This window comes from Streptomyces sp., assembly GCF_031181555.1.
Lineage (GTDB): Bacteria > Actinomycetota > Actinomycetes > Streptomycetales > Streptomycetaceae > Streptomyces > Streptomyces fimbriatus.
Genome location: NZ_JAPSKQ010000071.1, coordinates 17,932 through 31,094, shown reverse-complemented (window position 1 = coordinate 31,094; position 13,163 = coordinate 17,932). Strand labels below are relative to the sequence as shown.

The 13,163-nt window shown below is 73.4% G+C and carries 10 protein-coding genes and 1 pseudogene; 10 read left to right on the top strand and 1 reads right to left on the bottom strand.

Features of this window, described 5'->3' with window-relative positions; translation table 11 throughout:
* Positions 1-511, bottom strand: a pseudogene (locus RIM90_RS16590) (UDP-N-acetylglucosamine 1-carboxyvinyltransferase); the annotation flags it as partial.
* A 255-nt stretch (positions 512-766) separates the two neighbouring features.
* On the opposite strand from RIM90_RS16590, the gene RIM90_RS16585 reads away from it, so the two are divergent.
* The 10 genes from RIM90_RS16585 (at position 767) to RIM90_RS16540 (ending at position 13,009) form a co-directional block, all read left to right on the top strand.
* A complete protein-coding gene (locus tag RIM90_RS16585; RefSeq protein ID WP_309061479.1) occupies positions 767-1,339 on the top strand; it encodes a YqgE/AlgH family protein in 573 nt (190 codons plus the stop codon).
* A gap of 30 nt (positions 1,340-1,369) precedes the next feature.
* Complete coding sequence (locus tag RIM90_RS16580) at positions 1,370-1,657, top strand: DUF3039 domain-containing protein (protein WP_019754409.1); 288 nt, start codon at positions 1,370-1,372, stop codon at positions 1,655-1,657.
* A gap of 241 nt (positions 1,658-1,898) precedes the next feature.
* Positions 1,899-3,191 (top strand): extracellular solute-binding protein, encoded by a 1,293-nt coding sequence (locus RIM90_RS16575; RefSeq protein ID WP_309061478.1) that lies wholly within the window; start codon positions 1,899-1,901, stop codon positions 3,189-3,191.
* Between the two features lie 28 nt (positions 3,192-3,219).
* The gene (locus RIM90_RS16570; protein WP_375165458.1) at positions 3,220-4,152 is read left to right on the top strand and encodes a carbohydrate ABC transporter permease; all 933 of its coding nucleotides are present in this window, start codon (positions 3,220-3,222) and stop codon (positions 4,150-4,152) included.
* Positions 4,153-4,181: 29 nt separating this feature from the next.
* Complete coding sequence (locus RIM90_RS16565) at positions 4,182-5,027, top strand: carbohydrate ABC transporter permease (protein WP_309061476.1); 846 nt, start codon at positions 4,182-4,184, stop codon at positions 5,025-5,027.
* 1 nt (position 5,028) lies between these two features.
* Positions 5,029-6,726, top strand: a complete 1,698-nt coding sequence (locus RIM90_RS16560; RefSeq protein WP_309061475.1) for a beta-N-acetylhexosaminidase — start codon at positions 5,029-5,031, stop codon at positions 6,724-6,726.
* A gap of 289 nt (positions 6,727-7,015) precedes the next feature.
* Positions 7,016-7,909 (top strand): FAD binding domain-containing protein, encoded by an 894-nt coding sequence (locus RIM90_RS16555; RefSeq protein WP_309061474.1) that lies wholly within the window; start codon positions 7,016-7,018, stop codon positions 7,907-7,909.
* On the top strand, positions 7,906-10,146 hold the full coding sequence (locus tag RIM90_RS16550; protein WP_309061473.1) for a 2Fe-2S iron-sulfur cluster-binding protein: 2,241 nt from the start codon (positions 7,906-7,908) through the stop codon (positions 10,144-10,146). The genes RIM90_RS16555 and RIM90_RS16550 overlap by 4 nt, the downstream gene beginning before the upstream one ends.
* The gene (locus RIM90_RS16545) at positions 10,143-12,458 is read left to right on the top strand and encodes a molybdopterin cofactor-binding domain-containing protein (RefSeq protein WP_309061472.1); all 2,316 of its coding nucleotides are present in this window, start codon (positions 10,143-10,145) and stop codon (positions 12,456-12,458) included. The genes RIM90_RS16550 and RIM90_RS16545 overlap by 4 nt, the downstream gene beginning before the upstream one ends.
* A complete protein-coding gene (locus RIM90_RS16540; protein ID WP_309061471.1) occupies positions 12,458-13,009 on the top strand; it encodes an AAA family ATPase in 552 nt (183 codons plus the stop codon). The genes RIM90_RS16545 and RIM90_RS16540 overlap by 1 nt, the downstream gene beginning before the upstream one ends.
* Positions 13,010-13,163: the final 154 nt, after the last annotated feature.

The following is a 13,163-nucleotide window of genomic DNA, read 5'->3' as shown; positions in this document are numbered from 1 at the left end:
ACGGGTACGGCAGCCGGATCTTCGTGCCGCGCAGCCGCTGCGGGGCCTCCAGGTACTGGCCGTCCGCCCGCTTCTCGATCGTCGCGCCGAACTGCCGCAGCACGTCGAAGTGGAAGTCGATGGGCCGGCCGCCGATGTCGCAGCCGCCCAGGCCGGGGATGAACGCGTGCCCGAGCCGGTGCAGCAGCGGACCGCAGAACAGGATCGGGATCCGCGAGGAACCCGCGTGGGCATCGATGTCGGCGACGTTGGCGCTCTCCACGTACGTGGGGTCGAGCACCAGTTCGCCGGGCTCCTCGCCCGGGCGGACCGTCACGCCGTGCAGTTGCAGCAGACCCCGTACGACGCGGACGTCACGGATGTCCGGAACGTTGCGCAGGCGGCTCGGAGCGCTGCCCAGCAGCGCGGCGACCATGGCCTTCGGTACGAGGTTCTTCGCACCGCGGACACGGATCTCGCCCTCCAGCGGAGTTCCGCCGTGGACAAGCAGGACATCGTCGTTGACGGTCATGAATCTCGCGTTCCGTGGGGAGTGGGGCAGGGGCCAGGAGGGAAAGGGTAATCGCCCCGCACCCCCCTTCCGTAAGCCCGTGGGGGGCCGGGCGACGTCATGGGTCTGTCACAACACGAACCGTTCCAGAGCGGGCACATGGGGTCACCGGACACCGGCGTGCGCCGGGCGTGCTCTCGGCGGCCCTGAGCTGCGTTCACTCCCATACCCCTGTTGCCTCCCCATACGGGGGGAAGATGCGGGATCATGTCTGGCATGACCGAGGTGTCCTCGCTCACAGGGCGGCTGCTCGTGGCCACGCCCGCCCTGGCGGACCCGAACTTCGACCGCGCGGTGGTGCTCCTCCTCGACCACGACGAGGAGGGCTCGCTCGGCGTCGTCCTCAACCGTCCGACCCCGGTGGACGTGGGCGACATCCTGGAGGGCTGGGCCGACCTCGCCGGCGAACCCGGCGTCGTCTTCCAGGGCGGCCCGGTGTCGCTGGACTCGGCCCTCGGCGTCGCCGTCGTCCCCGGCGGGGCGGCCCGTCAGGCGGCACCGCTGGGCTGGCGCCAGGTGCACGGCGCGATCGGGCTGGTCGACCTGGAGGCCCCGCCGGAGCTGCTCGCCTCCGCCCTCGGCTCGCTGCGCATCTTCGCCGGATACGCGGGCTGGGGCCCGGGCCAGCTGGAGGACGAGCTGGCGGACGGCGCCTGGTACGTCGTGGAGTCGGAGCCCGGCGACGTCTCGTCCCCGGCCCCGGAGCGGCTGTGGCGCGAGGTGCTGCGCCGCCAGCGCAACGAGCTGGCGATGGTGGCCACGTATCCGGACGACCCTTCGCTCAACTGATGCGTGTGACCTTCAGTACCCTTGGCTGTTATGAGCACTCTTGAGCCCGAGCGCGGGACTGGTACGGGGACACTCGTCGAGCCGACGCCGCAGACCTCCCACGGCGACGGTGACCACGAGCGCTTCGCCCACTACGTCCAGAAGGACAAGATCATGGCGAGCGCGCTCGACGGCACCCCCGTCGTGGCGCTGTGCGGCAAGGTCTGGGTGCCCGGCCGCGACCCGAAGAAGTACCCGGTGTGTCCCATGTGCAAGGAGATCTACGAGTCCATGGGCGCCGGCGGCGACGACAAGGGCAAGGGCAAGGGCGACAAGTAGTCCGCCAGTCCGCGAGCAGGTCCCTCCCGCCGCCGGTCTCACGCGAAGGCCCCCGGGGTGCGTTTTGCGCGCCCTGGGGGCCTTTGTGCTGCCCGCGCGTTGCGCGGGGTGCGTCGGCCGGTCACAGAGTGGTTGAGACCTCTTGTGGCGCGGTTCACCCAGTCCCTAGCCTCCGGTGTGTTGTTGTGCACAGCGAAACCATCATTGCGCATGTTGCAACGCACCATCGGAGGAGCACTCCATGAAGCTGTCCGCCCGCCTCGTCGCCGTCGCGGCCGTCCTCGTCACCGCCGCCTGCGCGCCCCAGACCTCCGGCACCTCCTCCTCCGACAAGGACGAGAAGACCGGAACCCTGCGCGTCTGGCTCTTCCAGGAGGTCAACAACAAGCCCAAGGAACAGGTCGTCGACTCCGTCCTCGCCGGGTTCGAGAAGGCGCACGACGGCACCGAGGTCACCGTCGAGTACATCCCCGTCGAGACCCGCGCCCAGCGCATCAAGGCCGCCTTCAACGACCCGAAGTCCGCGCCCGACCTCATCGAGTACGGCAACACCGACACCGCCGGGTACGTGCAGGACGGCGGACTCGCCGACATCACCGAGGAGTTCGAGGCCTGGGACGAGGCCGAGGACACCGACCCGACCGCCAGGCAGTCGGTCACCGTCGACGGCAAGGTCTACGGAGCCCCGTACTTCGTCGGCGTCCGCGCGCTGTACTACCGCACGGACGTCTTCGAGGAACTCGGCCTCGACGTCCCGAAGACCCAGGCCGAGCTGATCTCCACCGCCCAGCGGATCCGCGCCGCGAAACCGGAGATGTACGGCATCGCCGTCGGCGGCGCCTACACCTACGGCGCGATGCCCTTCATCTGGGCCCACGGCGGTGAACTCGCCACCGGCAAGGGCGGTTCGTACGCCTCCGCCATCGACAGCGCCGACGCGCGCAAGGGCATCGAGGCCTACACCTCCCTCTTCGGCGACGACAACTGCCCGGCGGCCAAGTGCGCCGGGATGGGCGGCAACGACACGGTGACCGCGTTCGCCTCGGGCAAGGCCGCGATGGCGATCGGCGGCGACTTCAGCCACGCGGCCGTCGAGGCCGGGAAGGTCAAGGGCAAGTACGCCGTCGTGCCGCTGCCGGGCGTCGAGTCCGGCTCCATCGCACCCGCGTTCGCGGGCGGGAACAACCTCGGCGTGCTGAAGTCCACCTCGCACCGCACGCTCGCCGTCGACCTGATGAAGCGGCTCGCCTCCAAGGAGGCCCAGGGCAAGCTGTTCGACGGAATGGGCTTCCTGCCGACCTTCTCGGACGTGCGCCGGCAGGCGGCCGCCAAGGAGCCCTTCGTCAAGCCGTTCGTCGAGACGCTCGCCGCCGACACCAAGTTCGTGCCGGCCTCGCCGGCCTGGGCGCAGATCGACTCCTCGCTGGTGCTGCCGACCATGTTCCAGGAGATCGTCAGCGGCAAGAAGGACGTGGCGACCGCTTCGAAGGACGCCGCGGAGAAGATGAACGAGGCGTTCGGCTCGGTGGGTTGATCCAGTGGTCGCACAGAACACGGTGGTCGTGGAGCACAAGCGCCCGGCGCGCTCCACGGCCCCCGCACCCCGCACACCGCGAGGCCGCCGGGCCGGCCGCACGCCCTGGCTCTACCTCGCACCCGCGCTCGTCGTCCTCGGCGGACTGCTCGCCTACCCCATCTACCAGCTCGGCCTGATCTCGCTCTTCCACTACACCCAGGCCCAGGTCAGCGGCGGCGAACCGACCACCTTCGAGGGCCTCGGCAACTACCGCGAACTCTTCGCCGACGAGCAGTTCTGGCACGTGCTGCTGGCCACCGTGCTGTTCGCGGCGGCCTGCGTGGTCTGCACCCTGGCCGTGGGCTGCGCGCTCGCCGTGCTGCTCACCCGGGTGCGGGCCGTGCCCCGGCTCGCGCTGATGCTGGCCGCGCTGGGCGCCTGGGCGACCCCGGCCATCACCGGCTCCACGGTCTGGCTGTTCCTCTTCGACGCCGACTTCGGCCCGGTCAACCGGGTGCTCGGCCTCGGCGACCACTCGTGGACGTACGGGCGGTTCAGCGCCTTCTTCCTCGTCCTGCTCGAAGTGGTGTGGTGCTCCTTCCCGTTCGTGATGGTGACCGTCTACGCCGGCATCCGCGCCGTACCGTCCGAGGTGCTGGAGGCCGCCGCCCTGGACGGCGCCTCGCAGTGGCGGATCTGGCGCTCGGTGCTCGCGCCGATGCTCCGGCCGATCCTGGTCGTCGTCACGATCCAGTCGGTGATCTGGGACTTCAAGGTCTTCACCCAGATCTACGTCATGACGAACGGCGGCGGCATCGCGGGCCAGAACCTGGTCCTGAACGTCTACGCCTACCAGCAGGCGTTCGCGTCCTCGCAGTACAGCCTCGGCGCGGCGATCGGCGTGGTGATGCTGCTGATCCTGCTCGCCGTCACGCTCGTGTATCTGCGGCTGCTGCGCCGCCAGGGGGAGGAACTGTGACACTCGTGAGTCGGGACGGGGCACGCCGGGTGAATCCTGTGCGCCGGTTCGTCCGGCGCCCGGGGCGGCTGGCAGCCGAGGCGACGGCGCTGCTGACCGCCGCCGTGGTGGCCTTCCCGCTGTACTGGATGGTGCTGAGCGCCTTCAAACCGGCCGGGGAGATCGAGTCGACCGAGCCGCGTCCCTGGACGCTGGCGCCCACGCTCGACTCCTTCCGGCGGGTGTTCGGGCAACAGGAATTCGGCCGGTACTTCGTCAACAGCGTCGTCGTCGCGGTCGCCGTGGTGATCGCCTCGGCGCTGATCGCCTTTCTCGCCGCGACCGCCGTGACGCGTTTCCGGTTCCGTCTGCGGACCACCCTGCTGATCATGTTCCTGGTGGCCCAGATGGTGCCCGTGGAGGCGCTGACCATCCCGTTGTTCTTCCTCATGCGGGACGCCGGCCAGTTGAACACGCTGTGGTCGCTGATCCTGCCGCACATCGCGTTCTCGCTGCCGTTCGCGATCTGGATGCTGCGGGGGTTCGTGAAAGCCGTTCCGGAGGCGCTGGAGGAGGCCGCGTACATGGACGGAGCGAGCCGCACGCGCTTTCTCTGGCAGATCCTTTTCCCGCTCGTCCTGCCGGGTCTGGTGGCCACGAGCGTCTTTTCCTTCATCTCCACCTGGAACGACTTCCTGTTCGCCAAGTCCTTCATCATCAGCGACATCTCCCAGTCGACCCTGCCGATGGCGCTGCTCGTCTTCTACAAACCCGACGAGCCGGACTGGGGCGGGGTCATGGCCGCGTCCACGGTGATGACGATTCCGGTGCTGGTCTTCTTCGTACTCGTGCAGCGGCGTCTGGTCTCCGGACTGGGCGGCGCGGTAAAGGACTGACGTGACCGAACTGATTCCAGCTCCCCGCAGCGTCGTCGCCGGTTCCGGCGAGACGCGGCTGACGGCGCACTCCCGGCTGTACGCCGGTCCCGGGACGGAGGGCGTCGGGCACTGGCTGCGCACCGTGCTCCGGCAGGCCGGCGGCCTGCCGTTGCGCGAGGGGCGGGGGCTCGACGACACCGACGGCGACGGCATCGGGCTTCAGCTCGACCCCGCGCTCGGTCCCGAGGAATACCGCCTCGTCAGTGACGGCGGCGGCGTCCTGATCGAGGGCGGCGGCGCGGCCGGTGTCTTCTGGGGCGCCCAGACGCTGCGGCAGCTCCTCGGCCCCGAGGCGTACCGCCGGGCCCCGGTCGGCCGCGACCGGACCTGGGCCGTGCCGCACGTCAGGATCGAGGACTCCCCCCGATTCCGCTGGCGTGGCCTGATGCTCGACGTGGCCCGGCACTTCATGCCCAAGGACGGCGTGCTGCGCTATCTCGACCTGATGGCCGCGCACAAACTCAATGTCCTCCACTTCCACCTGACGGACGACCAGGGCTGGCGCATCGAGATCGAGCGGTACCCGCGGCTGACGGAGGTCGGCGCCTGGCGTGCCCGCACGAAAATCGGGCACCGGGCCTCGCCCCTGTGGGACGACAGGCCGCACGGCGGCTACTACACCCAGGACGACATCCGCGAGATCGTCGCCTACGCCGCCGAGCGGCATATCAGCGTCGTCCCGGAAATCGACGTACCCGGCCACTCGCAGGCCGCCATCGCCGCGTATCCGGAACTCGGCAACACCGATGTCGTCGACACCGCCTCCCTGACCGTCTGGGACACCTGGGGAATCAATCCGAACGTCCTCGCCCCCACCGACACCACCCTGCGCTTCTACGAAGGGGTGCTCGAGGAAGTCCTCGACCTGTTCCCCGCGGACACCGGCGCGTCCACCTCGTCCGCTCCCTTCACTCCCTTCACCCCCTTCACCCCCTTCTCCCCCTTCTCCTCGTTCGTCCACATCGGCGGCGACGAGTGCCTCAAGGACCAGTGGCGCGCGTCGGCCACCGCGCAACGGCGGATCGCCGAGCTCGGGCTGAAGGACGAGGACGCGCTCCAGGCCTGGTTCATCGGGCACTTCGCCGCCTGGCTCGCCGCACGGGGACGGCGGCTGATCGGCTGGGACGAGATCCTCGAGGGCGGCCTCGCCCCGGGCGCCGCCGTGTCCTCCTGGCGCGGGTACGCGGGCGGCGTCGCCGCCGCCCGCGCGGGACACGACGTGGTCATGTGCCCCGAGCAGCAGGTGTACCTGGACCACCGGCAGGACGCGGGCCCCGACGAGCCGGTGCCGATCGGGTACGTGCGCACCCTGGAGGACGTCTACCGGTTCGAGCCCGTCCCCCCGGAGCTGACGCCCGAGGAGGCCGGACGGGTGCTGGGCACCCAGGCCAACGTGTGGACCGAGGTGATGGAGGACCAGGGGCGCGTGGACTACCAGGTCTTCCCCCGGCTCGCCGCCCTCGCCGAGGTCGCCTGGAGCCCCCTGCCCGCCCCCGCCGAACGTGACGTCGCCGGCTTCGAACGGCGGATGACCGCCCACTACCGGCGCCTCGACGCCCTGGGCGTCGCCTACCGGCCGCCCACCGGCCCCCTGCCCTGGCAGAAGCGTCCGGGCGTGCTGGGGCGCCCGATCGACGGCGCGCCCCCGAACCGGTAGCCCGTACGCCCGCCTCACCCCGATCCCGTCACGCGCATCCCTCCGCCCCGCCTCGAACAGGTAACAAAAAACAGGCGCAAGGGTCACCGAAGAGTGTCAATCCGAGCGCACCGGTGATGTCGTGCGAAAACGGACCAGGTCCGGGGTGAGGTGGGCGAACACCTCCTGGCGGACCCCCGTCTTCGGCGCTTGCCAAGATGTGCCAGAGTTGCCACGTCCGCCCCGTGAGCACGTACCGTACGGCAACACGGGTCGGACCAGGTGGGGCAGCGGGAAGGGGCAGCCGGTTTTGAGCACGCACGCACCGCAGGCGGCGCAGGCCGTCACGCTGCCCACGACCCTGGACGAGGCCGTGGCGGCGCTCGCGGCCATGCCCGCCGCCGTGCCCGTCGCGGGCGGCACCGATCTGATGGCCGCCGTCAACTCCGGGCAGCTCAGGCCCGCCGCGCTGGTCGGCCTCGGCAGGATCAGCGAGATCCGCGGCTGGCAGTACCTGGACGGCCACGCGCTGCTCGGCGCCGGCCTCACCCACGCGCGCATGGGCCGCCCCGACTTCGCCGCCCTCATCCCGGCGCTCGCCGCCTCCGCGCGTGCCGCCGGACCGCCGCACATCCGCAACGCCGGCACCCTGGGCGGCAACATCGCCTCCGCCGCCCCCACCGGGGACGCGCTGCCCGTGCTGGCCGCGCTGGAGGCGACACTGATCATCGCGGGCCCGGGCGGCGCCCGCCGCGAGATCCCGGTGTCGCACCTGCTGGCCGGGATGGACATGCTGCGCGCCGGTGAACTCATCGGCTACGTGCGCGTGCCGCTGCTGCACGCCCCCCAGGTCTTCCTGAAGGCGACCGGCCGCACCGGTCCCGGCCGCGCGGCCGCCTCCGTCGCCCTCGTGCTCGACCCCGCCCGCCGGGGGGTCCGCTGCGCGGTGGGCGCCATAGCGCCGATGCCGCTCAGGCCCCTGGAGGCCGAGCAGTGGGTCGCGCAGCTCATCGACTGGGACAACAACCGCGCGATCGTGCCGGAGGCGCTGCACGCGTTCGGGGAGTACGTCGCCGCGGCCTGCATCCCCGACGCGGCCCCCGGCGAGGACGGCACCGTCCCACCGCTTCCGCCCGCGGTACTGCACCTGCGGCGCACCGTCGCCGCGCTGGCCCGACGAGCACTGGGGAGGGCGCTGTCGTGACCGACGACCAGCACGAAGAGGGCACGCCCCGGGGCGGCGGCCGCTGGGACCCGCTGCCCCAGGGCGACTACGACGACGGCGCCACCGCCTTCGTGAAGCTTCCCGAGGGGGGCGTCGACGCCCTGCTGGACTCCATGGAGAGTCCGCTCGCCGCGCCCGGCCACGGCTACGTGCCGCCGCAGATAACGGTCACCCCCGCGACCACCGCGGGCACCGACCCCGCGGTCACGGGCGCCTGGCCGGCACCGGGCGCGCCCGTCGACGGAGCCCACTGGCACGACCCGCAGGCCGCGCAGGCGCAGGCCGGGCACCCGCAGCAGGAGCCCGGGGCGGACGCGGCGGCCCCGCCGTCCGCCGGGCAGGACCGGTTCACGTACCCCCCCGGGGCCACCGGGCAGTGGGGCTACGAGGAGGCGCCCGCCGAGCAGAGCCCCGCGCCGGGCCATGACGTCACCGGCCAGTGGTCGATCCCCGTCGCCGACGGCGACCTCCCGGACGAGTCGGGCGAGTTCACCACGTCCGCCCTGGTCGAACAGTGGGGCGGCACCCCTCCGGCCACCCTCCCGGGCGGCGCCCCCGCCCCCTGGGCCACCCAGGCCATCGGGCAGCCGTGGGGACCCGGCGTACCCGGGGTCCCGCAGGAGCGGCAGGACGGTGGTCCCGGACCGGCGCAGCAGCGGACCGCCGGGCAGGCGGACGCGGACCCCGGCGCCGAGGGCCGGGGAGACGGACCCGCGCAGCATCGGGCCGGCGTGTCCGGACCGTCGCGGGAGCAGCAGGACGGCGGACCGCGGTCCCACGACGAGCCCGGCCGGGCCGACGACCCCGCACCCCGGCAGCCGGCCGGCCCGGACGGGTACGGCGGGCAGCCCGCCCAGGACGCGTGGCCCGCCCCGGACACGCGGCCGGACGCGCAGCCGGCCCGGGGCGCGTCCGCGTCCGAGCAGCCGCTCGGCGAGCGTGCGCCCGGGCGGCCGGGGGCCGGTTCCGCGCCGGAGCCCTCCGGCCTGCCGGGTCACGCACCCGGGCAGCCCGAGCAGCCCGCGCACGCCGGGCCCCGGCCGTCCGGTGTGCCCCAGCCGTTCGCCACCGAGGAGCACGCGGGACCCGCGGCGGAACCGCCGTGGCGGTCCGACGCGGACGCCGCGTACCCCGCGGGGGCCGGTGCGGAGGACGCCGACGGCGCTCCGGCCGGACTCCGGGAGCACCCGCACCCCGGCTCCCAGGACGCCTCACGGCCCGCTTCCGGGACCGGTGCGGCCTCCGGGGCCTCCGGGACTTCCGAGGAGGCGCACGAGGCCCCTGAGGGCGCGCCCGGGGTTTCCGAGGCCGCTCACGGCCAGGCGGAGCCCTCCGCCGACGCCACCCGTCCCGGCCCGCAGGAGGGCGCCGGACCGGAACCCGCCGCCGACGGCGGCGCACCGGCGGCCGGCTCCGCGTCCCCGGACACCGCGACCGCGCAGGACACCCCCGACCCCGCCGGCTCCCCGGACGCCGTGGACGCTTCGGCCGCCCCGGCCGGTTCCTCCCCGTCCGCGGCCCCCGCGCCGGACGGCTCGGCGCCGCCGCACGACCCGCCGCCCGGCACCCCGTTCGACGACCACCCCCTGGCCTCCTACGTGCTCCGCGTCAACGGCTCCGACCGGCCGGTCACGGACGCCTGGATCGGCGAGTCGCTGCTCTACGTGCTGCGCGAGCGGCTCGGCCTCGCCGGTGCCAAGGACGGCTGCTCGCAGGGCGAGTGCGGGGCCTGCAACGTGCAGGTGGACGGGCGGCTCGTCGCCTCCTGCCTGGTCCCGGCCGTCACCGCGGCCGGCAGCGAGGTCCGTACCGTCGAGGGCCTGGCACAGGGCGGCCGGCCGTCCGACGTGCAGCGGGCGCTCGCGCGGTGCGGCGCGGTGCAGTGCGGCTTCTGCGTACCGGGCATGGCGATGACCGTGCACGACCTGCTGGAGGGCAACCCGGCGCCCACCGAGCTGGAGACCCGCCAGGCCCTGTGCGGCAACCTGTGCCGGTGCTCCGGCTACCGGGGTGTCGTGGAGGCCGTCAAGGAGGTCGTCGCCGAACGCGAGGCGCACGCCGCGGCCCCCGAGCCCGATCCGGACGCGGACACCGACGCGGACGCGCCCCGCATCCCGCACCAGGCGGGCCCCGGCGCCGGCGGCGTCAACCCCTCCGCGTTCGGGCCCACCGGACCGCATGACCAGCCCTACGGCCAGGACGGAGGCCAGGCGTGAGCAACGAAGCAGCCACCGCACAGGCCGCACAGGCCACGGAGGCCGTCCCCGAGCCGGAACCGATCCCGCACGGCATCGGCGCCTCCCTCCCGGCCGCCGACGTCCGCGCCAAGACCGAGGGCACCTTCCCGTACGCCGCCGACCTGTGGGCCGAGGGCCTGCTGTGGGCGGCCGTGCTGCGCTCGCCCCACCCGCACGCGCGCATCGTGTCCATCGACACCACCCACGCGCGCGAGATGCCCGGCGTCCGCGCGGTCGTCACCCACGAGGACGTCCCCGGCGCCCCGCTGCACGGCCGCGGCAAGGCCGACCGCCCGGTCTTCGCCTCCGAGGTCGTACGCCACCACGGCGAGCCCATCGCCGCCGTCGCCGCCGACCACCCGGACACCGCGCGGATGGCCGCCGCGGCCGTCATCGTCGAGTACGAGGTGCTCGACCCGGTGACCGATCCCGAGCAGGCGTTCGAGGCCGAGCCGCTGCACCCCGACGGCAACCTGATCCGGCACATCCCGCTGCGCCACGGCGACCCCGAGGCGTCCGGCGACATCGTCGTCGAGGGCCTGTACCGCATCGGCCGCCAGGACCCCGCCCCCATCGGCGCCGAGGCCGGTCTCGCCGTGCCCCGCCCGGACGGCGGCGTCGAGCTGTACCTGGCGTCCACCGATCCGCACGGCGACCGGGACACGGCCGCCGCGGCCTTCGGCCTGGAACCCGAACGGGTGAAGGTCGTCGTCACCGGGGTGCCCGGCGCCACCGCCGACCGCGAGGACCGGAGCTTCCAGCTCCCGCTCGGCCTGCTGGCCCTGAGGACCGGCTGCCCGGTCAAACTCGCCGCCACGCGCGAGGAGTCCTTCCTGGGCCACGCCCACCGCCACCCCACCCTGCTGCGCTACCGCCACCACGCCGACGCCGAGGGCAAGCTGGTCAAGGTCGAGGCGCAGATCCTGCTCGACGCGGGCGCCTACGCCGACACCTCCTCCGAGGCCCTGGCCGCCGCCGTCGCCTTCGCCTGCGGGCCGTACGTCGTCCCGAACGCCTTCATCGAGGGCTGGGCCGTGCGCACCAACAACCCGCCCTCCGGCCATGTGCGCGGCGAGGGCGCCATGCAGGTGTGCGCCGCCTATGAGGCGCAGATGGACAAGCTGGCCAAGAAGCTCGGCGTCGACCCGGCGGAACTGCGGCTGCGCAACGTCATGGCCACCGGCGACGTCCTGCCCACCGGCCAGACCGTGACCTGCCCGGCCCCGGTCGCCGAACTCCTCCAGGCGGTACGGGACTTCCCGCTGCCGCCGCTGCCCAAGGACACCCCCGAGGACGAGTGGCTGCTGCCCGGCGGCCCCGAGGGCGCGGGCGAACCGGGCGCGGTGCGCCGGGGCGTGGGCTACGGCATCGGCATGGTGCACGTGCTCGGCGCGGAGGGCGCCGACGAGGTGTCCACGGCCACCGTGAAGGTCCAGGACGGTGTGGCCACGGTGCTGTGCGCGGCCGTGGAGACCGGTCAGGGGTTCACCACGCTGGCCCGGCAGATCGTCCAGGAGATCCTCGGCATCGACGAGGTGCACGTGGCGCCCGTGGACACCGACCAGCCCCCGGCGGGCGCGGGCTGCCGGGGACGGCACACCTGGGTGTCGGGCGGCGCGGTGGAGCGCGCGGCGAAGATGGTCCGCACCCAGCTCCTCCAGCCCCTCGCCCACAAGTTCGGCATGTCCACCGAGCTGCTCCAGATCACCGACGGCAAGATCACCTCGTACGACGGCGTGCTGTCCACGACCGTGACCGAGGCGCTGGACGGCAAGGAACTGTGGGCCACGGCCCAGTGCCGCCCGCACCCGACCGAGCCCCTGGACGGGTCCGGTCAGGGCGACGCCTTCGTCGGCATGTCCTTCTGCGCCGTCCGCGCGGTGGTCGACGTCGACATCGAGCTCGGCTCGGTACGGGTCGTCGAGCTGGCGGTCGCCCAGGACGTGGGCCGGGTGCTGAACCCGGCCCAGCTGGCCGCCCGGATCGAGGCGGGCGTGACGCAGGGAGTGGGCATCGCGCTCACCGAGAACCTGCGCACCCCGCGCGGTCTGGTCCGCCACCCCGATCTCACCGGATACGCCCTCCCGACCGCCCTGGACACCCCGGACATCCGGATCGTGCAGCTGGTCGAGGAGCGGGACGTGGTCGCCCCCTTCGGCGCGAAGGCGGTCAGCGCGGTGCCGGTGGTGACCTCCCCGGCGGCCATCGCCTCCGCCGTCCGGGCCGCCACGGGCCGCCCGGTGAACCGCCTGCCGATCCGCCCGCAGGCCGCGGTGGTGACCGGCGGCTGATGGAGGGGGTCGTCCTCGTCACGGGCGTCATGGCGGCGGGCAAGAGCACGGTCGCGCAGGCGCTGGCGGAGCGGTTGCCGCGTGCGGCGCATGTCCGGGGGGACGCGTTCCGGCGGATGATCGTCTCCGGGCGCGAGGAGTACCAGGGGGCCGGTGACGCGGACGGCGACGGGTCCCGGGGCGAGGGCGAGTCCCAGCTGCGGCTGCGGTACCGGTTGTCGGCGACGGTCGCGGACCTGTACGCCGAGGCCGGCTTCACGGCCGTCGTGCAGGACGTGGTCCTGGGCGCGGAACTGGCGGCGTACCCGCGGCTCGTCCGCACCCGCCCGCTGCACGTGGTCGTCCTGGCACCGGACGCCGGGACGGTCGCGGCCCGGGAGGCCGGCCGGGCGAAGACCGGGTACGGCGGCGCGTGGACGGTCGAGGCGCTCGACGAGGAACTGCGGCTGCGGACCCCGCGCATCGGCCTGTGGCTGGACACCTCGGCGCTGACGGTGGCGGAGACGGTGCAGACGATCCTGGCGGAAAGGGAACGCGCGAGGGTCGTCTGAGCGTCTGTGGTGACGGGGGTGCCGTGCGGGGCCTCCCGGCCCGGGGCGTTGTCAGTGCCGGCGCGTAGTGTTCCGAGCGGTGGGGGGACGGCTGCCGGGCCCGGGCGGGCGTGGTCCGTCCTGCCCGGGCGGGGCGTTCGCGGGCCCGGGGCCG